This is a genomic window from Chryseobacterium sp. C3 (genome assembly GCF_014218905.1).
Taxonomy (GTDB): domain Bacteria; phylum Bacteroidota; class Bacteroidia; order Flavobacteriales; family Weeksellaceae; genus Chryseobacterium; species Chryseobacterium mucoviscidosis.
The window spans coordinates 666,442-691,169 of record NZ_JACLCU010000001.1 but is presented as its reverse complement, the minus strand read 5'-3'; the positions used below and the strand labels follow the sequence as shown (position 1 = coordinate 691,169).

The window sequence follows — 24,728 nt, the reverse complement described above, 5'->3', positions numbered from 1 at the left end:
AAAACCTCCGGAATTTCCGGAGGTTTTGCTTTATCTGTTGCTGTTTGTATTGTGATCGTGATCATTCGGCAGTTTGGGATAATTTCCTTTGGTTGCTTCTCCTACGGTATTGGCAGTAGTCATGGCAACAACCAGATCGTTCAGCATTCCGCTTGCTGCGGTAGGAGAATTGGGCAGTAAAACAAGATTGCTTCTGTTGCTTGCTCCCACAGAATGAAGCGTGTCATAATGCTGCGTAACAACAATAAGCGCAGAGGCTTCGTGAGAGTTGATATTAACGTTGTTCAGCATTCTTACAGATTCTTCCAGACCTTTTGCAATTTCTCTTCTCTGGTCTGCAATACCTTGTCCCTGCAGTTTTTTAGATTCCGCTTCGGCTTTTGCCACGGCTACAATTCTTATTCTCTGGGCTTCAGATTCGTATTCTGCTGCCGTTTTTTCTCTTTCGGCAGCGTTGATTCTGTTCATGGCGTGTTTCACCTGCTCATCCGGATCGATATCTGTAACCAGAGCTTTGATGATATCATATCCGTAACTCTGCATCGCTTCCTGAAGTTCTGCTTTTACGGCAATGGCAATATCATCTTTTTTTAAGAAAACATCATCCAGCTTTAATTTCGGAACTTCGGCTCTTACGACATCAAAAACATATGATGTAATCTGGTCATGCGGACTTTCCAACCTGTAAAAAGCATCGGCAACCTGAGTTCTGATGACCTGAAACTGAACGGAAATCTTCATTTTCACAAAAACATTATCCAGAGTCTTTGTATCAATAATTACATCCAGTTGCTGGATTCTGAGGTTCATTCTTTTTGCGATTCTGTCCAGATAAGGGATTTTAAGCTGCAAACCTGCATGACGGACGGAGTGAAATTTTCCGAGTCGCTCTACAATTGCCGCGGTTTCCTGTTTCACTGTGAAAAAAGAAGCAAATAAGGTTACCAATCCGATAAAAACAATAATTCCTAAATATGTCATAATTTGATTTTTTTATGGGGTGTAAATTTTTAATTAACTGAAAAACATTTGTCTGTGTTTGTTTAAATATATAAAAAATAATTTAAACGTTACCGCTATGACAATGAACGGTTGATTTGCACGAGAAAAAAGAAATTTACGGTGAGTTTAGGGCATAAAAAAACTTCAACAATTTTAAATTGAAGAAGTTCCTGATTTTTTAAATCCTGATAGTCGTTTTTGTATAACTAAAAAGCAATTACACCGTCATTCCGATGTCGATTCCTTTAATTTTACGGTAAAGATCGGTGGCATAATTGTCGGTCATTCCGGAGACAAAATCTATTACGCCCAAAACTTTCTGGTAATCGGTTCCATCGTCGTATACAAACTGTTTAGGTAATAGTTTTAACGCTTTTTTGTCGTAAGATTTTCTTTCATCATGTGATTTGAGAATGGAGGGAATAAAATGATCCAGCAATTCGTACATTACATTATAACCTGCATTTTCAATTTCCACCACCGCTTTATGGTTGTAAATTTTCTCTATCGAGAAAGATTCAATATCCTGCAAAGCATTATTTTCGTACTTATAAATATCAAGAAGACCTTTTTCTAAATTTCCTTCCAGAATGGTATTAAAGTTATTTTTATAAAGCCCAATCGATTTGTTGATTAACGCATTGATTACTTTTGCTCTTAAATAAGAAATCTGTTCGTTTTCGTTTCCGATGGAATCCAGCTTGTCTTTTACTCTTTTTATATCGTCGGTTTCAGATTTTACGAGTTCAAAGAACAGGTTTTTGCAGTCCACTGTGGAAACGATTCCCAATCGGTGCGCATCTTCCATGTCGATAATATTGTAACAGATATCATCCGCAGCTTCAACAAGCCAGACAAAAGGATGTCTTTTAAAAATATAAGGTTCTTCGCTTTCTGAAATTAAATTTGTGCCTTTTGCAATTTCAAGGAAAATATCTTTTTCGTTCTGAAAGAATCCGAACTTTTTACGGTGAATGATTCCTTTCTTTTTAGCAATGGCTTCACACGGATATTTGGCGATACTTGCCAAAGTAGAAAACGTAAGCTGAATTCCTCCCGCATCTTTTCCCTGCTGTTGTTGCGCCAGAACTCTTATTGCATTCGCATTTCCTTCAAAATTCACCAGATCCGCCCATTCTTTTTCGTTGAATTTCGGTTTTAAATCAGATTCATTTCTTTCAAAATAACTCGCAATCGCATCTTCTCCGGAATGTCCGAAAGCGGGATTTCCGACATCGTGACAGAGACAAGCCGCGGCAATAACGTTGCCTAAATTATGAAGGTAAAAACTTTTAGCATCTTCGGTGAGATCATTTTTAAATTCATCGTGAATAAACTCACCCATCACACTTCCCAGACTTCTTCCAACGGACGAAACTTCCAGCGAATGCGTTAAACGGTTGTGTACAAAAACACTTCCCGGAAGCGGAAAAACCTGCGTTTTATTCTGCAGTCTGCGAAAAGCTGAAGAGAAAATAATTCTGTCAAAATCCCTCTGAAAATCCGTTCTTGAAGCCTTTGTCTGTGGATTGTTTCCAGTACGCTGATTCGTGAAAATCTGGTTTAAGTTCATCATTTTTCAAAATTACTTCAAATTTTATTTTTTACGAACTAATCGGAAGAATTTTTCTTAAAAATATCGTGTTTCCCGCTTTAGTTTTTCCGTAAAATACCTGTGACATTTTGCAGATTTTCATCGTAATTTTAGGATTATTAACTCCAAAAAACTGAAATCATGTCCGAATTTTTTAAACAAATCCTTGGAAGCACGATTGTTACAGGATTTTTCACCGCAGTAATCGCTTATTTCTTTCACAAAAGAACAGAAAAATACAATTCGGTTTTGAAAAGGGAATTTGAAGCGTTATCAAAAAAAGATACGGCTTATTTTGAATGGCGAAAAAATACCGTAGAATTGTTAGGACAGGTTTACATTCATCTGAACCGTTTGAAGCTTGCTTTTCAGAACAAATATTCCAAAATACAGAAATATGACGGATTTTATGAAGATGAAATTATTTTAAAATCCAATCAGCACATCAGAGATCTGCTCATCAATAACGGTCATGCTTTGCCTCCTGAATTACTGGACGAAGCCACAAAACTGATCGAACATTTCGATGTGTGGTTAACGAAATACAATCAGATCAGGATTTCAGATCAAGATCACACAACCAGACAGATTTACGTGGGACCCGATGGTTTCCGTTTCCCTGAAAATGCCGAAAAACTGTTCAAAGAAAAATATGTTGAAATGTTTAATGAATTGCATCGGGCTTAATTTTTTTTCATGGCAAAATAATTGTTGTGTACATTTTCAAAATCATATTCTATGCCCGAAGGTCCACCGATTGTTCTGATGAAAGAAGATCTGCAGAAATTTGCAGGCGAAAAAGTAATGGAAGTAAAAGGAAATTCGATTACTGAAACTGCAGGAATTAAAGACCATATTTTGCGCGAAATAAAAACCTTCGGAAAGCAGACGTTTTTAATTTTTGATAAAGCCAATATCCGAATTCATTTGCTGATGTTTGGTTCTTACAGCTTATTTGAAAGAAAAGATCAGGCGCAGAATCTTCGTCTGGGCTTAACCTTTAAGAACGGCGGAATGTATTTTTATACCTGTAATGTAAAAACGGTAAAAGATAAGTTTTTAAAAGATATCGATTGGGAAGCCGATGTAATGAGTGATTTCTGGAATCCCGAAAAGGCAGAAGAAAGACTGAAAGCAAATCCTGAAATGATGGTTTGTGATGCTTTAATGGATCAGGATATTTTTGCTGGAGTAGGAAATATCATTAAAAATGAAGCTTTGTTCAGAGTTGGAGTTCATCCTGAAACTTTTATTAAAAATTTACCTTCAAAAAAATTAAAGGAACTGATTGCAGAAGCCAGAAATTACAGTTTCGATTTCAAAAAATGGAAAAAAGCGAATGTCCTGAGAAAACATTTTGAGGTGTATCATCAGGAAAAATGCCCGAAATGCGGTCTGGAAATTGTAAAAAAAGAAACCGGAAAAGGGAAAAGAACGAGTTTTTTCTGTGGAAAAGATCAGAAATTGTATTAGAAAAATTAATCAGCCATGAAATTCATTTATATTTTAATTCCTCTTGTGTTGTTTTCCTGCAAACAGTATGAAATTGACAGAAACTGTTTTGAAAGCGGAAATAAAAAAGAACCTCAATACAAAGAGTTTGAGTTGGATCAGCCTGAAACCATTATCAAATCCAATCCGAAACATGTAAAATTTTCTGTCGATGCAAACGTTAAAAGTTTTGAGGAAGAACAGGATGAAATTAACAGTAATTTCTTTGATGAAAAGGAAAGCAAAAAGCGGATGGATGAATATGAACTGAAATTTTCTGAACTGGAGAAAAATTTTGGTGATCAGTTTTATTATAAAAATATTCAGAAAGAAAATGGTCTGATCTACGGAATTGGTGAAAACCAGTTCGGATACTGGCTTCTTGAAATTAAAAACAATATTCCCAATGCTTATTATCTGGGTTTGAGTAAATTCACCTATCTTAATGAAAAGCAGCCTGAAATTTTTGTTTCCGGTAATAAAATAATACTTTCCGGAAGTTTTGTAAGAATAAGCGAAAATTGGGGATATCCCGAATTTCCATCGAAAGAGGCAGTAAAAGACCGGCTGGTTTTTGAAATTGATCTGAAAGAAGTTTTAAAAGACAGCGATAAAGACCGCTTTAATGACCTGTTTGAAAAATTGGTTTTGTTAAATCCGGATTCATCAGATACGGATAAAGACGGAATAAGTGATTTTACCGATAAAAATCCCCTGTACAAATCTGAAAAATCAAAGTTTTCGGATCTGTATTCTCAAATTGTGAATGATGATTACGAACAGCTTCATTTCTCTGAAAGCCATTACTTTTTTGCCGGATATTTTTCTGACTGCGATTATTTTCAAAAAATATATCCTGAAAGCATCAAAGTTCTTATTTATCCTGAAAAAGAACAATCTCATTTAGAGTCAGATTATCGTCTCGGAATGTTTCCTGATTATATCGGAAGGATCAAAAAAACCGATGATAAAGAACGGTTTCTGATCAATTACGGAAGTGGTGCGGGTGGCGGATTTATAGAAGCTGTTTTCAAAAGCGGTAAATGGACATTAAAAAAGACACAGACGATCGTAATTTGATTTATCGATCTCTGGATCTGATTCCTCTTTATAATTGAGTGAGTTTATAGATTCCGCTTTTATCATTTTCCAATATCATCCGGAAAAAATTGTAGGAAATAATTATTCTTCTTCAAAAATTTCTGTTATGTTAATAGGAAATGAGAAAAAATACTATCATTTTTCGTCCTGAGAAAAAGCTGTTTTTTTCTTTACTCTAAAACAAAATTTTCAAAAAAATACTCGAAAATGTGCCTTGTAGAGTTTCTATGCTAATATTTCTTAATATTGCGGAGGCTAAATATCAAAAATAAGTGAGATATTATTGTCCCCGAAAATGTTATTATGTATTGCATTTTTTCTTTTTTGGATTATCAACTTTTAAATACAAGCTGTAAAATATTTAACAGATTAATAATTTTTTACACATAAATCAAAAAAAGCCGTATTATTTTTTCATTTTTATATTAATTATTTGTAAACTATTTTTATCTAAATTTTAAACAAAAACCACTTAAAACACTGATATACATCATGATTATTTATTTTGGAACCTTGTTTGAAAGTCGTAATATTGCAAATGTAAAATTGATAATAAATAGTCAAATAATTAAAAATTAAACAAAATGATCACTTACATCGGAATTGCAACATGTTTAGTAGTATTCGCCTCTTATTTTGCAGCAGCAAGAAGAGAAAGAAACTAATTTAGAAAGTTCTGAACTGGAGAAATTCAGGTTCTGAACACAAGACGAAATTATATTGTTATATGTTTTCAATCTGCAAAGATTGACTGCTCTTTTACTCAGCGTGAGTAAAAGGGCACAAAAAACATAGGACAAGATTTTACACTAAGGAAGACAAATTTTAATTTTTATAATAGCCGATAGAAAGTCGAACATTCATTTGTTCGGCTTTTTTGTTGGATAACCTTTATCTTTGCATATAATTTCAGCAAAATGAATCTGTACAATCTTATTATTCAAGACAAAGAAGAAGTTAGCCTTAATGATGTTTTCCTTGATCCCCAAAATAAAGAACAGCTTGTACAGCTTATTAAAGAAAATACATTTTCCAAAGAACTTCTGGAATACGGACTTCCGGTAAACAATAAAATTCTTCTTCAGGGAAGTTCCGGCTGCGGAAAAACAATGACAGCAAAAGCCATTGCCAATGCTTTGGGAAAAAGCATTATTATCCTCAATTTAAGCAATATCGTTTCTTCAAGAATCGGGGAGACTTCGCAGAATATCAAAATGATCTTTGATAAAGCGGCAAGAGAAAGATCGGTTCTATTTCTCGATGAACTCGACCAGATCGGGAAGGCAAGAGGAAGCGATGATAAAGATGTGGGCGAAATGAGACGTCTCGTAAATACTCTTATTCAGTTGATTGATTATTTTCCGGAAAATGCCCTGCTTTTGTGTGCGACAAACCATCCTGAAATTATCGACACGGCTTTATTAAGACGTTTTCAGCTTAGAATAGATTATGCACTCCCTTCAAAACAATTTTTAGATGATTTTTATGACGATTTACTGATGAAGTTTCCAGCAGATTTAAGAAATATAGACAGGAAATATGATGTTTCTTTTGCTGAGGCGAAAGATCATGCTTTTACGGTGGTGAAAGGGAATTTGATTAAATCATTGGAAGCTAAAACGGAAAAGATATAGTGTGCTAAATGAAATCAGGATTTTTTTCAGTTTTTCTGATGTTTTTGCTTTCGTGCTCCGAAAAATATAGTGGAGAAATAACTTTTAAAAACTGTAAAGTCAACTATCCTTTGCATGATGAAGAAAAAGAAAGAAAAATAAATGATGGAACTGTTACAAATCAGTGGGAGTATGAGTCTGCTTTGCGCGAATTAGCACTTTGTTTGTGTGATGAATACGATCGGAAACCTACTAAGGAAATCAAAGATAAGATTATTGAAATCTACAAGTATAAATTCGAATATTATAACAGAAATGATTCTTTTGAGAAAATAAATTTTGATTCTATTTTAATGAATAGGAAAAGAATTTTTGATCCGGCAATGATCATTGATTAATAAGATATTGTTTTATATTTGGAAATTATAAATTTAAATTTCAAATAAAACTTTAACCTTATGAAAACTAAAAGCCTTTTTGTTGCTTTATCTCTATTTACGTTCAGCTCTGTATTTTCTCAAAAAATCTTTAATGCTATTGAAAGTCAGGACATCGAAAAGGTAACAAAATTATTGGAGAAAGGAGAAAATATAAATCAAAAATCAAAAGAGGGTATAACGCCTTTATATTCTGCAGTAGGAACTGGAAACGTAAAACTGGTTGAACTTTTAATAAAAAAAGGCGCCGATGTTAATGTGCCTTTAGAAAGCACTGCCACTCCGCTGAATTTTGCTTCTCAGGAAGGATTTATAAAAATTGTAGAATTACTTCTTAGCAATAAAGCAAATCCAAATTTTCAGGATGTTAACGGATGGACTGCATTACGTTTTGCCACAAGAAATAACAGACTTGAGGTGGTAAAACTTCTAGTCGAAAATAAAGCTACGGTAGACTCCAGAGCAAAAGATCTTGCAACACCTTTCGCAAGCGCAATCAGCAAAGGCTATTTAAACATCGCGGAATATCTTATAAAAAACGGCGCCGATATTAATAATATCGATGCTGATCAAGAAACCCCGATTATGTACTGTGCTCAGGGTGGAAATTTGGAAACGGTAAAATTTCTGCTTCAATATAAGCCTGATTTAACAATTAAAAATAAGGACGGCAAAACAGCTTTGGATATGGCAAAAGAGAAAAATAACGCAGAAATTGTTAAGCTTCTACAGTAAAAAATAATGAAAAAAACAATCCTTATTTTCGGGTATGTTCTTTTAATTTTCAATTCCTGCCAAAATAAATCAGAGGAAATAAAATCTGCGACAAATGATATTGTTTTTAAAGATAAAGCAGGTCATATGATTACGAAAAGCGAATTAGAAAATACAACAGGAAAAATAGATTATGAAATTATGGATAATAAAAATATTGATCCAACAGCAAGAAAACTGCATACAGAAGCTAGAGAACTCGGTCAGTCAGGAAAGTATGATCTTGCCATTGCGAAACTTGAAGAAGCCATAAAAATTCAACCCGACTGGTCATATCCTATCTATGATCTTGCTTTTACATATCTTTTAAAAGGGGATTTCGATAATGCTTTAAAATTTTATAAAAAAACTGATGATCTTTCACCCAAAGGATTTTTCACTACAAAAACAGCTTTATACACTCTTCAGGGTGAACAGTCGGGAAAATTTCCTAAAGGTATCTATTTAGCTTATCTGCAAATAGAATCGACGGATGATAAGGAACAGAAATTAGAAATTACCAAAACCCTGACCGAAAAAGTTCCTGATTTTGCTCCTGCATGGAAAGAGCTTGCCAATCTTATGGATAACAAAGCAGAAAAGTTTAACGCTATTGAACAAGGTCTGTTAAAAAATCCTGACGCAGATACCAAAGGAATTCTGGAAATAAATAAGGCAATTTTACTAGACCAAAATGGAAAGAAGGAAGAAGCCAAAAACCTTTTAGGACATCTTATTTTTTCATCTGATGCTACCACAGCCAATATTGAGCTTGCAAAATTTACTCTAAACTCAATAACTGAAAAAAAATAGCAGAATGGAATTGATCAGAAAAGAAATCGAAGGAAGACAGATTGAAGTATATACAGAGTCGAAAAAATTTATCCTTGCCGGTAAGAAAGGTGATGTTAAAAATAGGCTTGAGAATTATGGAGCCGTAGTGAAAAAATTTAACAAAGAGCAGGATGTTTATTTGCTGATCGGTCGGGATTTTTTTGTTTCCGGTAATTACAGTTACATCAACCGCAACTATCTTTTTGAAGATGAACTGCTGGAAAATCACTTGTCACTCAGCTTTTTCCCGAATCTTAAAAGAGATTTCTACAACATGATCCGTGGTCTGCTTCAGCGTGAAGATCTTTACATACACTATTTTTCGATCGGAAAGCCTCTAAGCAATGAGGATTTTGAAAAATATGAGAAAAAATTAAAACGGAAAATTCCTTCGGCTGTCAAAGAGTTTTACAGCCAATTCGGTCACATTCAAATTTTATGGGATTATAAGGAACCTTACGTGGACAGAAGGGTAAGAGCGGGTAAAGCTTGGAATTTAGATGCTTATGATAATCATATCGGATCCATTCAGATACTGCCTTTAAAAACGGTTTTATTTGATAAATGGGATGCGCATTTCGACGTTGATGATGACCTGAAAATATTTGATTTTTATTCGGAGTACAATATGATTGCTTTAGATCTTAATTCTGATGACGATCCAACTGTGTATAAAGGAGATAACTACGGCAATTCTTTTACAGATCATTCTACAATGAGCTTTACTGATTATGTTTCTTTAACGCTAAATCTCCATGGTTTGAGAGAAAGAGTAGGTTATTTTGTACATTTTTCCAGCAATAATCATTCAAAGACCAAATTAGGAGATGCGATTAAAAAATCATCTGAAATACCTTCACGATAAATTGAAAATCTTAGAATTATATAAAAGTTTTCATTAAATAATAGCTGAAATTAAACATTTTTAATACTTTAGGGCTCTAAATTTAAAACTAATATACCATGGCAATCAATTTTGCATCAGAAGAAGAGAAAAACGGTTTCTGGGAACTTTCTAACACTATTCAGGCAGGAAACTATGGAGAAGCTTTAAACCTTTCTAAAAATTTACTCGAAAGATTTCCCGACAATAAAGCCATTTACCATAACCAGATCGGCGCAATGATCTATCTTTCCAAGAATGATTACTGGGGCGCAACATCGCATTATACCAAAGCTTTAGAATATGGTTTCGACGCGGAAGCCTGTGAAGAAAACATCTGGGAATCGGCTGTAGATTCTTACAAATTTCTTATTGACAGTGAAGAAGGTTTCTGTTCACTGATGATTAAAGATACGCACGAATTTATTGCCGCCAATGATTTGGTTCAAAAATACGAAAATCTTTTCCCGAATGGAAAATATGCAGATGAAGCTAAAGAACTCAATTACATTTTCAGCTTATCAGAAGAACTGCTGGAAAACAATAACTACAATTCTTCGGCATTACAGAAAAACTATTTGGAAAAATACCCGAATGGAAAACAACGCGAAGTGGTGACGGCTTTGTGTGAAATAATTGATAACAATACATAAATAACCAATAAAAATTACTACATGAGTACATTATGGAAAATTACGGTCATGGAAAAGAAGGATGACTATATTGACTTGCTTGTTAAATTTAGCCATCCGGATGCAGGCCCCTTTCCTCAGGATAAAAATTTCGCCTTACAGCTTTTGATTCATGAAGCCTATGGTTTTGATGAAAGTTTTAACAGGTTTCCTAATTCTCCTCTTGGAAAAGCGATTTCCCCCTATAAATTTCAGCCGGATGATCTGGATGATTTGGTAGATCTTTATGTAAAGGATACCATTATTTATGAGGCTCATAATCTTCCTTGGGATGAAAGTGAGGCGCATGCACAAATGGACGAATTATGTGAAAAGGACGGGCTTGAAGAAGATGATGACGATTGGGACGAAACCTGGGATAAACACTGGAGAGAATTTTGGAAAGATTATAATAGAATTCCGTGGGCTATTTATAGAATTACTACAACGGATTCTCAGTGGACTGATCACCTTGAAAAGTATCAGGAATTCGATTCTGCTGCGTACAGCAACGGTTACAACTCTGTAGATAGAAATATAAAAGTTGATGTTACCAACCCGTGTCAAATCTCAGATTATATTTCATCAGAAAAGCAAGAGTCATCTGAAGTGTTTGATTTTTTAGAAGAAATGGCTGATCAACAACCTATTCTAAAAAAGCTTTTTGGCAGCTTTTTTAAAAAATAACTGATGCTGCTTTACTTGTAAATCTTTTGAAATTACTTTTAAATGACATAAAAAATCCCTCTCATCACTGAAAGGGATTTACTTTATTTAAAAAAAAACTTTTAATTACATATAAGCTTCAATCGGCTCACAGGTACAAACTAAGTTTCTGTCTCCGTAAGCTTCATCCACTCTGGAAACTGTAGCGAAGAATTTGTGGTCTCTTACCCAGTCTAAAGGATAAGCTGCTTTTTCTCTGCTGTATGGTTTATCCCAAGAATCGGAGATTACCAGTTGTTCTGTGTGAGGCGCGTTTTTCAACACGTTGTTGGCTGCGTCTGCTTCACCGTTTGCAATCTCATCAATTTCATGTTTAATGGCGATTAAAGCTTCTGCAAAACGGTCAATTTCAGATTTGCTTTCAGATTCTGTCGGTTCAATCATTAAAGTTCCTGCAACCGGGAAAGAAACCGTAGGAGCGTGGAATCCATAGTCCATTAATCTTTTTGCTACATCGGCAACTTCAATTCCTAAAGATTTGAACTGTCTGAAATCTACGATACATTCGTGGGCAACTCTTCCGTTTTCGTTTGAATATAAAATCGGGAAATGCTCAGCTAAAATTTCTTTTAAATAATTGGCATTTAAAATAGCATGTTCCGTTGATTTTTTCAGACCTGAATTTCCTAACATTTTGATGTAAGCGTAAGAAATATTCAGAATTAATCCAGAACCGTAAGGTGCTGCAGAAATACCTTCAATCGCATCTTTTGATCCGATTCTGATATTGGCATTGGAAGGTAAGAAAGGAACTAAATGTTTAGCCACACAGATCGGGCCAACTCCGGGACCTCCTCCTCCGTGAGGAATTGCGAATGTTTTGTGTAGGTTTAAGTGACAAACGTCTGCTCCGATGTTTCCGGGACTTGTGTATCCAACCTGAGCGTTCATGTTCGCTCCGTCCATATAAACCTGTCCTCCGTGTTCGTGGATCAAAGCTGTAATTTCTTTAATGTTGGCATCGAAGAATCCGTATGTAGACGGATACGTGATCATTACGCAGGAAAGATTTTCAGAATGCTGTTCTGTTTTTGTTTTTAAATCTTCGAAATCAATTTCTCCGTTCTCAAGATTTTTAACCACAACAATTTTCATTCCAGCCATTGCTGCTGAAGCAGGGTTGGTTCCGTGTGCAGACTGAGGAATTAAAACCACGTTTCTGTGACCTTCACCTCTTGAAATGTGATATTCTCTGATCACCATTAATCCTGCATATTCTCCCTGAGCTCCGGAATTCGGTTGAAGAGAAGTTCCTGCGAAACCTGTAATTTCAGCTAAATCTTTCTCCAGTTCACGGATCATTTCCTGATAACCTCCCGCTTGGTCAACCGGTACAAACGGATGAACAGAACCCCAATTGTCCCATGAAAGCGGTAACATCTGCGTTGCAGCGTTCAGTTTCATCGTACAGGAACCTAAAGAAATCATTGAGTGGGTCAACGATAAATCTTTTCTTTCAAGATGCTTGATGTAACGCATCAATTCCGTTTCCGTATGGTATTTGTTGAATACTTCTTCCGTAAGAATTTCGTCTTTTCTTAAATTCTCTTCCGGAATGCTGTATCCTTCTTTAATTTCAAGTTTGAAAGTCTGCTTGTCTTTGAACTGGGCAAAAGAAGCCATCAGATAATTTAATTTATCCAATGTTGTACTTTCGTTGATCGCAATACTTACCACTCCTTCCGTGAAGTAGTTTAAATTTAATTTGTGATCAAGCATCATTCTCATCAGTCTTCCTTTCTCATCTTCATTCATCGTGATTTTTACCGTATCAAAGATCGGCTCTTCCACAATTTCATATCCTAAAGCTTTCAGACCTCCCTTCAAAGCATTGGCTTTAAAATGAATCTGATCTGCGATATAATTTAATCCTTTCGGACCGTGATAAACAGCGTACATTCCTGCCATAACGGCTAAAAGAACCTGAGCTGTACAGATGTTTGACGTTGCTCTTTCTCTCTTGATGTGCTGTTCTCTCGTCTGTAAAGCCATTCTTAAAGCACGTCTTCCGTACACATCCTGAGAAACTCCGATAATTCTTCCCGGAATATCTCTCTTATAATCTTCCTTACAAGAGAAGAATGCTGCGTGAGGACCACCGTAACCCAATGGAATACCGAATCTCTGCGTTGTTCCAACAGCACAGTCAGCGCCCATTGAAGCCGGAGATTTTAACTTCACCAAAGCCATCGGATCACAGGCAACAACTACCTGAAGATCTAATTTTTTATATTCTACGATGTTTTCTGTATAATCTAAAACAATTCCGTTTTTCCCGGGATATTGTAATAAAACTCCGAAGTAAGAACCGTCAAACTCATGCGTTTTGTGATCTCCTTCTACGATTTCGATCTCAAGACCTTCCGCTTTTGTTTTTAATACAGAGGCCGTTTGAGGCATAACAAGATCTGAAACAAAGAATTTGTTTGCTCCCGCTTTTTTCTGATCTTTCGTTCTGTTGTTGAAGAACATATGCATTGCTTCTGCAGCAGCCGTAGATTCGTCTAATAATGAAGCATTTGCCAAGGCAAAACCTGTAAGATCACACACAACAGTCTGAAAATTAAGAAGTGCTTCCAGTCTTCCCTGTGCAATTTCCGCCTGATAAGGAGTATATGCTGTGTACCAACTCGGATTTTCAAAGATGTTTCTCTGAATAGCCGATGGCAACAACGTGTTGTGATATCCGAACCCGATGTAGCTTGTATAATCAGTGTTTTTCGACGCCAGTTCCTTAGAATGGATCAGCATTTCGTATTCTGAAAGCGGTTCTGAGATTTCAAGATCTTTTTCTAAACGGATAGAAGAAGGGATGGTTTGAGAGAGAAGCTCCTCGATACTTGAAACGCCAACTTTTTCCAGCATTGCCTGTTTATCGGCTTCATTTAAGGAAATGTGACGGCTCACAAACTGTTCTGTATTCATTTTTATTTATTAGATTTTGTTTGTAAAAAAGATTCGTAAAATTACGATTTTTTAGAAAATTGTACAACTAAATTAAAATCATAAATAAATAATATAAAGTATTTTAACTTATTTAAAATTAAAGCCTTTTTGTTGAGTTATTGAACATAAAATTTGTTAAAAAAAGCAGTTGAGAATAAATTTTACTGCCAGTTAGATTTTCTAAAATTTAAAAATAATCAATATTACAAGTACTTATTTTTAAACTCGCCAGGTTTTATAATTATTTAAATGTTAAGTTTTCCAAATCTGTTTACGGAAATTCATAATATTATCAATTAAAAAATCCTCCAAAATTTAAATTTGGAGGATCTATTTATAGTAAGACAATGTTAATTTATTGAAGGTTAGGCTGTTTTATCAAATCTTCAATCTTCACAATAACATCATCAATATCAAAAGGTTTTGGGATAAAAATATCCGCTTTGCAGGAATTTACAACGTTTGCCGCTTTTGCATGAGCGCTGATAATCATTACGGGAATATGAGACGTTGCGGGATTTTCTTTGATCTGGTTGCATAAATCTGTTCCCAAACCATCCGGTAATTTCACATCCATGATAAAAATATCGGGAACTACGGATTGATCTCTGTTGTTAAATACTTCAGCATTGGCGAAAGAACGTACATCATAATTCTCAAATGACAGGAGTAGCTGCAATGCATCTCTGATGCCTGTCTCATCTTCAACGATAAAAATTGTTTTCATATCCGTTGCATCGCAAAAACAAAGCCAATCTTAAACGAAATCTTAAATTAATGAAAAATTGAAGATCAATTTTATCTGATTCGGAATAAATCGGTTAATAATATTCATCGATATAAGTTATTTTCTTAAAGGAATACTTTTTGTAATCTCTGAGAAACAAAACCACAACTTAAAATATATGAAACACTATTTTCTACCCATGTTAACTTTGCTGACGTTGAGCTGCAAAGAAAATAAAACAGAAAAAACAGAGGGCAATACCGCCGTTACCAAAACCGATACGCTGAAACTTCCTGCACCGGATGAAAAAAGCAGTAAAACAAAGTTTAGTAACGTTCTTGGCTGGCCGAAAGGAAAATCGCCTATTGCTCCGGAAGGATTTACCGTAACAAGATTTGCAGAAAATATTAAAAGCCCCAGAAATATAATTCAGGCTGAAAACGGAGACGTATTTGTGGTGTTGTCTAATTCTGAACGTACCGTTTCGGAGAAAATTAAAAACGACATTAGTGGAAAAAGTGATGCTGAAGTAGGAGGAAAATCTGCCAACAGAATCATTCTCTATCGTGATGCCAATAAAGACGGAATTCCGGAATCTTCCAGCGTATTTTTAGCGAATTTAAATCAGCCATACGGAATGTTGATTATCAATGATCAGTTTTATGTTGCCAATACCGATGGTTTATGGGTTTATCCTTACAAATTGGGAGATACGAAGATTTCAAAACCTGGGAAAAAGATCGTAAATCTTCCTGCGGGTGGATACAACAATCACTGGACAAGAAATTTAATAGCAAACAAAGACAAATCTAAAATCTATATTTCTGTAGGATCGGGAAGCAATGTAGGGGAGAACGGAATGGATAAAGAGTTGAGAAGAGCCAATATTTTAGAAGTAAATCCCGATGGAAGAGGGGAGAAAATTTATGCATCAGGTCTCAGAAATCCTGTCGGAATGAGCTGGAATCCCGTAACCGGAGAACTCTGGACTGTTGTAAATGAGAGAGATGAATTAGGAGACGATTTAGTTCCGGATTATCTTACCAGTGTAAAACAGAATGCTTTTTACGGTTGGCCATATTCTTACTTCGGTAAAAACGAAGATCCGCGAAGAAAAGGAGAAAGACCCGATCTTGTACAGAAAACAATAGTTCCGGATGTACCTTTGGGAAGCCATACCGCATCTTTAGGTTTAACATTTTATACAGGTTCTCAGTTTCCGGAAAAATATAAAAACGGAGCTTTTATAGGACAGCACGGATCATGGAACCGCTCATCTTTGGTAGGTTATCAGGTTGCTTTTGTCCCTTTTAAAAACGGAAAACCTTCCGGTTCATATCAGCCTTTTCTTACAGGTTTTATAGCAAATGAAGCAAAAGGCGATGTTTACGGAAGACCGGTTGGGGTTTTGCAGTTAGCAGATGGATCTTTACTGGTCGCAGATGATGTAGGAGGAATTGTCTGGAGAGTATCTCGTAAAAATTAATGAAATTCAATAGAGTGTCAGAAAGCAGTCATTCAGGGCTGCTTTTTATTAACCATATTGTTTTCATAGCAAGTAAAAATAAATAGAGCCTGAATGATCAAGCTCTATTTATTTGATTTAAAAGTTCTTTTACCTTCCGTAAAATATTTTACAATGCTTTGCTGTTAAGATTGGTATCTGCAACTTTTGTAAGCAGCTCATCACACTTTTTTTCTTCTTCCAAAGTACTTAGAAGATGCTGAAGGCACTCTTTTTCTTCCAATACTTTTGCGAAGGCTGCCAAAGTTCCGTACGTTGCAATTTCGTAATGTTCCACTTTCTGTGCTGCGGCAATAATTCCTGCATCTCTTACAGGTCCCAGTTCTGTTTCTTCGATAATGCTTTTTCCTTCATCCAGTAAACCCTGCATGGCATCACATTTTTTAGCCTGAGCTTTTTTGCCTAAAGCTTTGAAACATTCTTCCAGTCTTTCCACATGACCTTCAGTTTCTGTGATGTGATTTTCTATTGCTTTTTTCAGTTTTTCATGCGTTGCATTTTTCATCATGGTAGGCAACGCTTTCAGTAAAGCTTTTTCTGCCCAGTAAATGTCTTTCAAAGAATCTTCAAAAAGATCTTTTAGCTCTTTTGCCGCGTTTTTCTTTGCTGGAGTTTTAGAGGTTGCTTTTGTTGAAGTTTTCGAGGTTGCCTTTGTTGGAGTTTTGGCATTTGATTTTGCTGCGTTTTTTGCTGGTGCTGATTTTTTCGCAGGTGTTTTTTTAGTTGCGGTTTTTGTTTCCATAATATACTATTTTAGTGTTTGGTTGCTGGTGAATCTGCAACTATAAGACCACTTTAGCGTAAAAGCCAGAACTGTGGTATGAAAAGATCAGACAAAGATTTTTCTGTTGATGATTTTCAGATATTCCTCTTTTTCCAGCTTTTTCACAGCTCTCACCACTGTTTCAACTCTTAAGGCGGTAATAGCGGCAATTTGCTGTCGGGTCAGCGGAACTTCGTATGAATATTTCGACTGGTCTTCAAAAAAACTTTTATGATAATCTAAAACGCCTACGATTCTTGTTTCCGGACGAAGAGACGAATTGTTTTCCAGCATAATATATTTGTAATAAAGTCTTTCGGACAAGAATTTGTTGATGTCTCTTGAAATTTCAGGATTTTCGTCAAGAAGCTTTACGAAATTTTGTTTCGAAAGTCTTAATACGGTACATTTTTCAAAAGTAACGGCATTTACTGGATAGGTCTGATCAATGAACAGCAAAAGTTCGCATACACTCAGTCCTCTATCCAGAATGGCAAGAATAAGCTCTCTGCCTTCATCATTGTAATGGTTCAATTTTATTCTGCCTTCTACAACCTGATAATAATACTTCGGTTTTTCCCCTTCATTAAAAATGGTTTGATGGCGATCGAAAGTTTCTTCTTCTGCGCCATAGTGGAGTAAAAGTTCTTCTGATATTAACATATATAAGATTTTGTGATGATAATGGTATTGGCGGAAGCGGATTAATTAAATTTAAAAATAAAAAAATCGTACCATTATAAAGAATATCACAATTTCTGTTATCTGATTGGGAAAATTATGCTAAGGTTCAGACATTTATTTTTTCTATGTGAATGTATAACTCCGCATAAAACTTTCAAACAAAACAAAAATGTCTGAAAGTTTTTACGAATTTTAAAGTTTGTTGGTAGAATATATTTATGAATGCCTTTTTTGGGCAACCAAATCCATTACTTTTCCAATATCTTCATTTCTGTACTCCGAGTATACGTGCGAATGAAAATCATTCAGTTTTCTGAGCAATTCCAGAAGTTCGGTTTTTTCTTTGTTTTCAAGTTTTCCGGCAAGAATTCTCGACGTCATATTTACCTTTTCAACAGAACGGTGGAAATAATCTTCACCTTTTTCGGTGATGTTGAGACGCTTGCTTCTTTTATCTTCGCTGTCGTTCTTTTCTTCGATTAAGCCATATTCCAGAAGACGTTTGATGATTTGGGTTCCCGTCTGTTTTTCGTGCCCGTTTCTTTCAATCAGTTGAATTTTAGTCAGATTCGGTTCGTCTTTCAGTCGGTAGAGATAGGTAAATTCTTCATTGGCGAGTTCAGGAAAATCATTCAGTCCCTTTCGGATCAGTTGTTTAGAATATCGTCCCAAAAGCAGAACCTGTTTGCAGATTTCATTTTCTGTGAACGAAACCTGATGCTGTTCATTTTTAAAAAGCTTGGTTGGACTCTCTTTTCTGTATTTTTTATCATTCAGCCAAAGACGGAAATCCTCGACCGTAGAGTGAGGTTTATAAGCTTCGGAATTTTCAAATTCTTTAACCTGATGCAGCAAATCAATGAAAAAATCAGTATTCATAGTGCAAATTTAATCTAAGTATTTTAAATATTTTTTATAATCTAAAAGGGGTTTAAGAATCTAAATCCTCCAACGCTTCAACTCTCAAACTCTCCAACCCTAAAACCCCTAAAACTCTACAACTCACTAACCCTAAAGCTTAACACTTCCCATTCCGCCATCAATTCCGAAAACCTGTCCTGTAATCCACGACGATTTATCCGAAACAAGGAAAGCCGTCATTTCTGCAATTTCTTCAGCCGTTCCCACTCTTTGCAACGGATGTCTTTTTGCAGAGGCTTCTCTTTTCTCAGGCGTTGCTAAAAGCTGTGATGCTAAATTCGTGTCCGTTAAAGATGGTGCAATCGCATTGACCCTGATTTTCTGTGCCGAAAATTCCGCCGCCAGACTTTTCGTAAGACCTTCCACTGCATTTTTACTCGCCGCAATCGAAGCGTGAAAAGGCATTCCCAGTTTTGCTGCCACTGAGCTGAAAAGCACAACAGAGGCACTTTCCGACTTTTTAAGATTCGGCAACAGTTTCTGAATAATTTTAACCGCTCCCAAAACATTGATTTCAAAATCATTCTTAAAATCATCTAAAGAAAGTCGGTTAAAAGGTTTTAAATTAATGCTTCCCGGTGCATAAACCAATCCATCCACCACTTCAGGGAAATTAATGTCATCTAAATTTCCCGAAAGAATATCCATTGTGTGGAATTCGATATTCGGATGATTCAGTTCGTGATTTTCCGTTCTGGAAATTCCAATGATTTTGTGTTGTTCTGCAAGAATTTTTGCCGTTGCTAATCCGATTCCTTTTCCGCAACCGATGATGACGATATTTTTCATAATTTTTATTTTAATGTTTTGAACACGAAGGTTTTTATTTAGAGACACTTCGACAAGCTCAGTGTGACATCTTTAATACTGCTCATTTAATAATCTGCATTGTGAGACTAATCTTGTTAAGATTTTTATTTACAATGCTTTTTTGCTCTTTTGAAGCACTCTATCTTCAAACAATTCTTTTGTGACTTTTGTGGTAAAATTTATCTTTTAGAAATTTTATTATTGCTGATAATTCTCTGTCTGCTGCATTTAAAGCGGTTGATTTCTTCGCTTCTTTTTTTCAGATGTTTCTGGCTCACTCCCGAATTCACTCTTTTTCTCCAAAGCTTAAAACTCGATTCTTTCAGCTCCGAACGCATCAGTTCAATTACTTCCGATTCACTGATTCCAAACTGAAATTGTATCGCTTCAAACGGTGTTCGGTCTTCCCACGCCATTTCGATGATTCTGTCGATTTCTTTTATGTTGAGGTTTTTATTCATTTTTTTTGATTTTTAACGCAAAGTCCGCAAAGATTTTTCTTTAAAATTTTGAAAATATTTTTTGTTCGCAAAGGCGTTTCACTCAGCAAAGTCTTTTTATAGAATCTTTTTTGCTCTTTTGAAAACTTTTTACCAATCAATTCTTTTGTGTCTTTTGTGGTTAAAATATCATTTCAGATTTTCAATAAATTCCTTTGCCATTTTAAAATGCTGTTTTCGTTTCTCTTCCGGCATTTTCTCCAGTGTTCTCAGCATCATTCCCAATCTTGGATTTTTAGCAAAAAAATCTTTGTTGTCATTGATGAAATTCCAAAAAAGCGCATCCCATTGTTCCGCCCATTCTCCATCGGGATAATCGCTCATTTTTTTAATGTAATTGCTTCCGCTGATGTACGGTTTCGTGCTCATCTTTCCGCCGTCTGAAAAACTGCTCATTCCATACACATTCGGAACCATCACCCAGTCGTAGGAATCAATGAACATTTCCATAAACCATTGACAGACTTCATCAGGATTGAACTGACAGAGATTCATAAAGTTGGCAAAAATCATCAGTCTTTCGATGTGATGCGCATAACCTGTTTTCCGGATTTTCTGGAGCGAACTGTCAATCGGGCGGATTCCTGTTTTGGCGGTGTAAAAAGACTCCGGAAGTTTTTGCTTGTGTTTCCAATAATTTTTATTCCGCTGATACGTTCCCTGATAAACATAAACCCCGCGAACAAATTCTCTCCAGCCCAAAATCTGGCGGACAAAACCTTCCAGAGAATTCACCGGAATATCGTGATCTTTTGCAAATGAAATCGCTTTTTCCAGCACATTTTCCGGCGTTAAAAGTCCGACGTTCATTAACGGAGAAAGCACACTGTGATGAAGGAAGTATTCCTTTTCCACGATGCTGTCCTCGTAAACGCCAAATTCCAGAAAGCGGTTTTCAAGAAACTGTTCCAGCCAATTTTCCGCTTCTTTAAAAGTAGTCGGGTAGAGCTGTTCATTCGTAAGAATTCCGTAATTCTTCGTAAAATGCTTTTCGGTGTATTGTTTTGCTTCCTCGTAAAATTCATTGTTTTTCGGAAAATGAATTGCGGGCACTTTTTTATTTTTCGGATATTTTTTCCGGTTTTCGGTGTCGTACGTCCATTTTCCGCCCAAAGGTTTTCCGGATTTCATCAGGATATTTCGGGTAATTCTCTGCTGCTTATAAAAATCAGTCTGATGATAGGCTTTTTTACCTTCAAAATAATCTTTAAGGTCTTCTTTGCTGTTGATGAAAAGCGGACTATCAAAAATTTCGAGTTCTAATTTCGTTTCCTTTAATCTTTTTTCCAGCCAGTTGTCGCAAACATCCGTTGTTTTTATCGTTGTAAAATTTTCTTTTTCAAGTTTCAGATTTAAATTTCTGATGTCCGAAAATTTCGATGAACTTTCAACATATTCAACTTCAAAACCTGCCTTTTTTAATTCACTTTCATAAAATTTCATAGTTGCCCGATGAAATGCAATCTTCTGTTGATGAAATAAATACTGCTTAAAAAACAAAAATTCCTCTATCAAAAATACAGGCTGACTTTTATCCAGATAATCCGTATCCTCGAAAAGCTGATGCGGAAAAATCAGTTGGGCGGTATGTTTTACTGTTTTAGCCATAATTTTCTGAATTCTTGGTTAGAATCATACATTTCTGCCTGTTTTTCAGGGTTGAAAGTTCGGTCACGGTTGTCATTTCCGACTCCGGCGAGATACATCCAGTTGCCATAATTGCTGTGAACATCGTAATCAATCAGCATTTCCTCAAAATAAGCCGCTCCAATTCTCCAGTCCTGTTTCACAATTTTGCAGAAATAGGAAGCTACATTTTGACGACCGCGATTGCTCATCCAGCCTGTATTTTTCAGTTCGAGCATATTGGCATTCACGAAATCGGAATCCGTTTCTCCATCCTTCCATTTTTGAATCAATGTTTTATTGTTTTCCGCGAAATATTTTTGATGATTAATTCCGCTTTTCCAGAAAATCAAATCTTTATACTGTAAAGAAACATATCTGAAAAAATCCCGCCAGAGCAATTCAAATATCAACCAATACGTTGAATCATTGGCTACGAATTCTTCCTCATATTTTTTTATCTCGTGGTAAATGGTTACCGCAGAAAGGCTTCCATCTGATAGCCAAGCCGAAAATTTCGAACTGTAATCTTTTCCCACCAAACCGTTTCGGGTTTGCTTGTACTGACTCAGATTCTGTGTTTCCGAGAAATAATGATGCAATCTTTTCAATGCTTCATTTTCTCCGCCCGAAAAAGGAAAAGCTGTTCTTTCGTCCGTTTCAAAATCTTCAAAACCGAGCGATTTTAACGAAATGGTATCACTTTTAAAATGAATTTCCGGTTTGTTGTACGTTAAATCTTTTGATTCAAATTCAGGGCGAATCAATAGATTTTTTTCGATTTTTTGTCTGAAACTTGTAAAAAGCATCGGAATTTTATCCAAAGTCTTAAAAACAAAAAGCGGATGAACCAGAAACTGAGAATACGATTTTTCCCAAATGGCAGCCGGAACCACACTTCGGATTTTTGTATGAAGTTCGGTTTCTTCCTTCGTCCATTCTTCCTGACAGAAAATCTTCACGACTTCAAATTCTTCGGAAATGTCTTTGAAAACGTCTTCCGTTTTGCCGTATTTAACTAAAAAAGGAATCTTCTGTTTCGCTAAATTCTGCTTTAAATTTTCTACACTTTCCAGCAAAAATTTTGCACGGTATTTTCCGATTTTTTTGGAACCGAACTGTTTTTGAGCAAAAAATTCAGCGTCAAAAACATACACCGCAAGAAAAGGTAAGTCTTCCTGCATCGCATTGTATAAGGATTCTGAATCTCTCGTTCTCAAATCTTTGGTGAACCAGAGTATGTTGATTTTTTGTTTTTCCGGCATCTTTCGCTGCAATATTTTACTTCGTCCCAGTTTTTTTTCCACTTTTTCCGCCAGTTGAAGGGCAGTCCGCAGACTTCACAGATTTTGGAAGGTAATCCTGAAGGCATATTTTTTATATTAAACTTTAATTCAAATACAATTGTAATATTAACAGGTCGCTCCTACGGAGCTTCCTTTTTACGGCTTTCTGTTTTCTATTAACAGTACATTCCTACGGAATTTTATAATGTTCCGATAGGAGCTGACTGTTAATAGCTAACATTTTTATAAGATATGAGCTCCGTAGGAGCGACCTGTTAATAATTTATTTATTCCAACAAAATCGTTTTCAAACCTTTCGACTCTTTTAATAACCTTGTAATTCATCAAAATCTTTTGTGACTTTTGATTCCGTCGAATCTTCGATTTGCGGTTAATATTACTTACAATAATTTTTAAAATTATTAATTGCCACGTCTTTCGCTTTCAGATCGTGCATCATATTGTACAATCCGAAAAACGTTCTGTTTAGGTATATAAAATGTCGTGAACCGCGGTTGGTATTCATTCCTTTCATATCACTTGCTTTCGCATATTTTTGTCCTAAATCAGCAATTTCCTGAAAGAATGATTCGTCTGAAAAGTCAAATTTTTCCTGATTAAACGGTCTCGTAAACAATTCAAGCAATTCGTAGAATAATTTGGCAAAAAACTCTTTTTCTTTTTCTGAATCTTCTGTTCGAAGAATTTCCAGTGTGAATAATTTCTCACGGAAAATCTCAGGATTTTTTAAATTTTCTTCTTTCGCCAGTTCGAAATACGGAATGTAAAAATCTTCCGGAATCTCTTTGATACAGCCAAAATCAATAACCAATAATTCATTGTTTTCCGAAATCAGGAAATTTCCCGGGTGCGGATCGGCGTGAACTTTTTTCAAAATATGCATCTGAAACATATAAAAATCCCAAAGTGTCTGTCCGATTTTATTCAAATCTTCCTGAGGATTCTGTTTTTTAGTAAATTCCGAAAAATGAATTCCCGACATCCAATCCATCGTAATGATTTTCTCACACGAATATTCCGGATAATAATGGGGGAACTTCACATTCGGAAGATGACTGCATTCTTCTGCAAAATGCTGACTGCGTTTCATTTCCAGATTGTAATCAGTCTCTTCAAACAGTTTGTCTTCCACTTCCTGAAAATAAGATTCCGAACCTTCTTTTTTGATGTTGAACATCTTCATTGCAATCGGTTTTACCATTTTAAGGTCGCTCGAAATACTTTCTCTCACGCCGGGATACTGGATTTTTACCGCAAGTTTTTTACCATCTTTTTTCGCAGTATGAACCTGTCCGATACTCGCAGCATTAACCGATTCGGCGGAAAATTCATCAAAAATATCTTCCGGATTTTTCCCGAAATATTTTCTGAATGTTTTCTTCACCAAAGCACCAGACAAAGGCGGAACCGAAAACTGTGAAAGCGAAAATTTCTCCACATATTCCACCGGAAGAATATTTTTTTCCATACTCAGCATTTGTGCGACTTTCAGAGCAGAACCTTTCAATTCTTTTAACGAATCGTAAATGTCTGCAGCATTGTCTTCGTTCAGAATTTTACGTGCCTCATCTTCATCTTTCGTTATTTTATTTCCGTAATATTTAAGGTAATTGACACCGACTTTCGCTCCTGCTTTGAGCAGGCTGCTTGTCCGTTCAATTTTTCCTGTTGGAATTTTATCTAATGTTTTCATTTTTAAATCTTATTTTTATGTGTTTGGTAATCAAAGCTCCTTTGGGAGCTTTATCTGTGTAGAAAAAGAATTTATTTTCCATTTTGAGGCACTCCGTAGGAGTGCTATTCTTAATTCACCT

The 24,728-nt window shown here is 35.6% G+C and carries 24 protein-coding genes; 11 read left to right on the top strand and 13 right to left on the bottom strand.

What is annotated here, in order from left to right:
- Window positions 1-30: 30 nt before the first annotated feature.
- Both H6W53_RS03090 and H6W53_RS03085 read right to left on the bottom strand, forming a co-directional pair.
- Window positions 31-981, bottom strand: coding sequence for an SPFH domain-containing protein (locus H6W53_RS03090; RefSeq protein ID WP_185204827.1), 951 nt, complete (start codon window positions 979-981; stop codon window positions 31-33).
- Between the two features lie 238 nt (window positions 982-1,219).
- Entirely contained in the window at window positions 1,220-2,575 is a 1,356-nt protein-coding gene (locus H6W53_RS03085; RefSeq protein WP_185204941.1) for a deoxyguanosinetriphosphate triphosphohydrolase, read from the bottom strand.
- A 162-nt stretch (window positions 2,576-2,737) separates the two neighbouring features.
- Here H6W53_RS03085 and H6W53_RS03080 point away from each other — a divergent pair, with 162 nt between their 5' ends.
- From H6W53_RS03080 to H6W53_RS03035, 10 genes are all read left to right on the top strand, one after another.
- On the top strand, window positions 2,738-3,283 hold the full coding sequence (locus H6W53_RS03080; protein ID WP_185204826.1) for a hypothetical protein: 546 nt from the start codon (window positions 2,738-2,740) through the stop codon (window positions 3,281-3,283).
- Between the two features lie 51 nt (window positions 3,284-3,334).
- Complete coding sequence (locus H6W53_RS03075) at window positions 3,335-4,069, top strand: endonuclease (protein WP_185204825.1); 735 nt, start codon at window positions 3,335-3,337, stop codon at window positions 4,067-4,069.
- Between the two features lie 15 nt (window positions 4,070-4,084).
- Window positions 4,085-5,167 (top strand): hypothetical protein, encoded by a 1,083-nt coding sequence (locus tag H6W53_RS03070; RefSeq protein ID WP_185204824.1) that lies wholly within the window; start codon window positions 4,085-4,087, stop codon window positions 5,165-5,167.
- Window positions 5,168-6,105: 938 nt separating this feature from the next.
- On the top strand, window positions 6,106-6,822 hold the full coding sequence (locus H6W53_RS03065) for an ATP-binding protein (protein ID WP_185204823.1): 717 nt from the start codon (window positions 6,106-6,108) through the stop codon (window positions 6,820-6,822).
- A gap of 8 nt (window positions 6,823-6,830) precedes the next feature.
- Window positions 6,831-7,199 (top strand): hypothetical protein, encoded by a 369-nt coding sequence (locus H6W53_RS03060; protein ID WP_185204822.1) that lies wholly within the window; start codon window positions 6,831-6,833, stop codon window positions 7,197-7,199.
- Window positions 7,200-7,259: 60 nt separating this feature from the next.
- A complete protein-coding gene (locus H6W53_RS03055) occupies window positions 7,260-7,973 on the top strand; it encodes an ankyrin repeat domain-containing protein (RefSeq protein WP_185204821.1) in 714 nt (237 codons plus the stop codon).
- A gap of 6 nt (window positions 7,974-7,979) precedes the next feature.
- Window positions 7,980-8,804, top strand: coding sequence for a tetratricopeptide repeat protein (locus H6W53_RS03050; RefSeq protein WP_185204820.1), 825 nt, complete (start codon window positions 7,980-7,982; stop codon window positions 8,802-8,804).
- Window positions 8,805-8,808: 4 nt separating this feature from the next.
- Window positions 8,809-9,690 carry an SMI1/KNR4 family protein gene (locus tag H6W53_RS03045; RefSeq protein ID WP_185204819.1) on the top strand — a complete coding sequence of 294 codons (882 nt, stop codon included), beginning with the start codon at window positions 8,809-8,811 and terminating at the stop codon, window positions 9,688-9,690.
- Window positions 9,691-9,788: 98 nt separating this feature from the next.
- Window positions 9,789-10,361, top strand: a complete 573-nt coding sequence (locus H6W53_RS03040) for a hypothetical protein (RefSeq protein ID WP_185204818.1) — start codon at window positions 9,789-9,791, stop codon at window positions 10,359-10,361.
- 21 nt (window positions 10,362-10,382) lie between these two features.
- On the top strand, window positions 10,383-11,066 hold the full coding sequence (locus H6W53_RS03035; protein WP_185204817.1) for a hypothetical protein: 684 nt from the start codon (window positions 10,383-10,385) through the stop codon (window positions 11,064-11,066).
- Window positions 11,067-11,171: 105 nt separating this feature from the next.
- Here H6W53_RS03035 and gcvP read toward each other — a convergent pair whose 3' ends face one another.
- Together gcvP and H6W53_RS03025 are read right to left on the bottom strand one after the other, a co-directional pair.
- Window positions 11,172-14,030, bottom strand: a complete 2,859-nt coding sequence (gene gcvP / locus H6W53_RS03030; RefSeq protein WP_185204816.1) for an aminomethyl-transferring glycine dehydrogenase — start codon at window positions 14,028-14,030, stop codon at window positions 11,172-11,174.
- A 376-nt stretch (window positions 14,031-14,406) separates the two neighbouring features.
- Window positions 14,407-14,778: a response regulator gene (locus tag H6W53_RS03025; RefSeq protein ID WP_185204815.1), complete on the bottom strand. Its 372-nt coding sequence runs from the start codon at window positions 14,776-14,778 to the stop codon at window positions 14,407-14,409.
- Window positions 14,779-14,956: 178 nt separating this feature from the next.
- Here H6W53_RS03025 and H6W53_RS03020 point away from each other — a divergent pair, with 178 nt between their 5' ends.
- Complete coding sequence (locus H6W53_RS03020) at window positions 14,957-16,264, top strand: PQQ-dependent sugar dehydrogenase (RefSeq protein WP_185204814.1); 1,308 nt, start codon at window positions 14,957-14,959, stop codon at window positions 16,262-16,264.
- Between the two features lie 148 nt (window positions 16,265-16,412).
- On the opposite strand, the gene H6W53_RS03015 is transcribed toward H6W53_RS03020, so the two are convergent.
- The 9 genes from H6W53_RS03015 to H6W53_RS02975 all read right to left on the bottom strand — a co-directional run bounded on the left by H6W53_RS03015 (window position 16,413) and on the right by H6W53_RS02975 (window position 24,607).
- Window positions 16,413-17,045 carry a ferritin-like domain-containing protein gene (locus H6W53_RS03015; RefSeq protein ID WP_185204813.1) on the bottom strand — a complete coding sequence of 211 codons (633 nt, stop codon included), beginning with the start codon at window positions 17,043-17,045 and terminating at the stop codon, window positions 16,413-16,415.
- Between the two features lie 87 nt (window positions 17,046-17,132).
- Entirely contained in the window at window positions 17,133-17,729 is a 597-nt protein-coding gene (locus tag H6W53_RS03010; RefSeq protein ID WP_185204812.1) for a Crp/Fnr family transcriptional regulator, read from the bottom strand.
- 237 nt (window positions 17,730-17,966) lie between these two features.
- On the bottom strand, window positions 17,967-18,629 hold the full coding sequence (locus H6W53_RS03005; protein WP_185204811.1) for a MarR family winged helix-turn-helix transcriptional regulator: 663 nt from the start codon (window positions 18,627-18,629) through the stop codon (window positions 17,967-17,969).
- 132 nt (window positions 18,630-18,761) lie between these two features.
- Window positions 18,762-19,460 (bottom strand): SDR family NAD(P)-dependent oxidoreductase, encoded by a 699-nt coding sequence (locus H6W53_RS03000; RefSeq protein WP_185204810.1) that lies wholly within the window; start codon window positions 19,458-19,460, stop codon window positions 18,762-18,764.
- Window positions 19,461-19,660: 200 nt separating this feature from the next.
- Complete coding sequence (locus H6W53_RS02995; protein WP_087710706.1) at window positions 19,661-19,942, bottom strand: TIGR03643 family protein; 282 nt, start codon at window positions 19,940-19,942, stop codon at window positions 19,661-19,663.
- Window positions 19,943-20,110: 168 nt separating this feature from the next.
- Entirely contained in the window at window positions 20,111-21,589 is a 1,479-nt protein-coding gene (locus tag H6W53_RS02990) for a cryptochrome/photolyase family protein (protein WP_185204809.1), read from the bottom strand.
- Window positions 21,574-22,872: a DASH family cryptochrome gene (locus H6W53_RS02985; protein ID WP_185204808.1), complete on the bottom strand. Its 1,299-nt coding sequence runs from the start codon at window positions 22,870-22,872 to the stop codon at window positions 21,574-21,576. The genes H6W53_RS02990 and H6W53_RS02985 overlap by 16 nt, the downstream gene beginning before the upstream one ends.
- The gene (locus tag H6W53_RS02980; protein ID WP_185204807.1) at window positions 22,824-22,979 is read right to left on the bottom strand and encodes a DUF2256 domain-containing protein; all 156 of its coding nucleotides are present in this window, start codon (window positions 22,977-22,979) and stop codon (window positions 22,824-22,826) included. The genes H6W53_RS02985 and H6W53_RS02980 overlap by 49 nt, the downstream gene beginning before the upstream one ends.
- A gap of 311 nt (window positions 22,980-23,290) precedes the next feature.
- Entirely contained in the window at window positions 23,291-24,607 is a 1,317-nt protein-coding gene (locus tag H6W53_RS02975; protein ID WP_185204806.1) for an ABC1 kinase family protein, read from the bottom strand.
- Between the last annotated feature and the right edge of the window lie 121 nt (window positions 24,608-24,728).

What these genes read in the sequence shown, in the direction of transcription:
- H6W53_RS03085 (WP_185204941.1), bottom strand. Translation starts at nt 2,575, where the DNA reads ATGAACTTAAACCAGATTTTCACGAATCAGCGTACTGGAAACAATCCA.
- H6W53_RS03050 (WP_185204820.1), top strand. Translation starts at nt 7,980, where the DNA reads ATGAAAAAAACAATCCTTATTTTCGGGTATGTTCTTTTAATTTTCAAT.
- H6W53_RS02975 (WP_185204806.1), bottom strand. Translation starts at nt 24,607, where the DNA reads ATGAAAACATTAGATAAAATTCCAACAGGAAAAATTGAACGGACAAGC.
- gcvP (WP_185204816.1), bottom strand. Translation starts at nt 14,030, where the DNA reads ATGAATACAGAACAGTTTGTGAGCCGTCACATTTCCTTAAATGAAGCC.
- H6W53_RS03010 (WP_185204812.1), bottom strand. Translation starts at nt 17,729, where the DNA reads ATGTTAATATCAGAAGAACTTTTACTCCACTATGGCGCAGAAGAAGAA.
- H6W53_RS03080 (WP_185204826.1), top strand. Translation starts at nt 2,738, where the DNA reads ATGTCCGAATTTTTTAAACAAATCCTTGGAAGCACGATTGTTACAGGA.
- H6W53_RS03090 (WP_185204827.1), bottom strand. Translation starts at nt 981, where the DNA reads ATGACATATTTAGGAATTATTGTTTTTATCGGATTGGTAACCTTATTT.
- H6W53_RS02985 (WP_185204808.1), bottom strand. Translation starts at nt 22,872, where the DNA reads ATGCCGGAAAAACAAAAAATCAACATACTCTGGTTCACCAAAGATTTG.
- H6W53_RS02990 (WP_185204809.1), bottom strand. Translation starts at nt 21,589, where the DNA reads ATGGCTAAAACAGTAAAACATACCGCCCAACTGATTTTTCCGCATCAG.
- H6W53_RS03075 (WP_185204825.1), top strand. Translation starts at nt 3,335, where the DNA reads ATGCCCGAAGGTCCACCGATTGTTCTGATGAAAGAAGATCTGCAGAAA.
- H6W53_RS03045 (WP_185204819.1), top strand. Translation starts at nt 8,809, where the DNA reads ATGGAATTGATCAGAAAAGAAATCGAAGGAAGACAGATTGAAGTATAT.
- H6W53_RS03060 (WP_185204822.1), top strand. Translation starts at nt 6,831, where the DNA reads ATGAAATCAGGATTTTTTTCAGTTTTTCTGATGTTTTTGCTTTCGTGC.
- H6W53_RS03035 (WP_185204817.1), top strand. Translation starts at nt 10,383, where the DNA reads ATGAGTACATTATGGAAAATTACGGTCATGGAAAAGAAGGATGACTAT.
- H6W53_RS03000 (WP_185204810.1), bottom strand. Translation starts at nt 19,460, where the DNA reads ATGAAAAATATCGTCATCATCGGTTGCGGAAAAGGAATCGGATTAGCA.
- H6W53_RS02980 (WP_185204807.1), bottom strand. Translation starts at nt 22,979, where the DNA reads ATGCCTTCAGGATTACCTTCCAAAATCTGTGAAGTCTGCGGACTGCCC.
- H6W53_RS03065 (WP_185204823.1), top strand. Translation starts at nt 6,106, where the DNA reads ATGAATCTGTACAATCTTATTATTCAAGACAAAGAAGAAGTTAGCCTT.
- H6W53_RS03070 (WP_185204824.1), top strand. Translation starts at nt 4,085, where the DNA reads ATGAAATTCATTTATATTTTAATTCCTCTTGTGTTGTTTTCCTGCAAA.
- H6W53_RS03005 (WP_185204811.1), bottom strand. Translation starts at nt 18,629, where the DNA reads ATGAATACTGATTTTTTCATTGATTTGCTGCATCAGGTTAAAGAATTT.
- H6W53_RS03015 (WP_185204813.1), bottom strand. Translation starts at nt 17,045, where the DNA reads ATGGAAACAAAAACCGCAACTAAAAAAACACCTGCGAAAAAATCAGCA.
- H6W53_RS03025 (WP_185204815.1), bottom strand. Translation starts at nt 14,778, where the DNA reads ATGAAAACAATTTTTATCGTTGAAGATGAGACAGGCATCAGAGATGCA.
- H6W53_RS03040 (WP_185204818.1), top strand. Translation starts at nt 9,789, where the DNA reads ATGGCAATCAATTTTGCATCAGAAGAAGAGAAAAACGGTTTCTGGGAA.
- H6W53_RS03055 (WP_185204821.1), top strand. Translation starts at nt 7,260, where the DNA reads ATGAAAACTAAAAGCCTTTTTGTTGCTTTATCTCTATTTACGTTCAGC.
- H6W53_RS02995 (WP_087710706.1), bottom strand. Translation starts at nt 19,942, where the DNA reads ATGAATAAAAACCTCAACATAAAAGAAATCGACAGAATCATCGAAATG.
- H6W53_RS03020 (WP_185204814.1), top strand. Translation starts at nt 14,957, where the DNA reads ATGAAACACTATTTTCTACCCATGTTAACTTTGCTGACGTTGAGCTGC.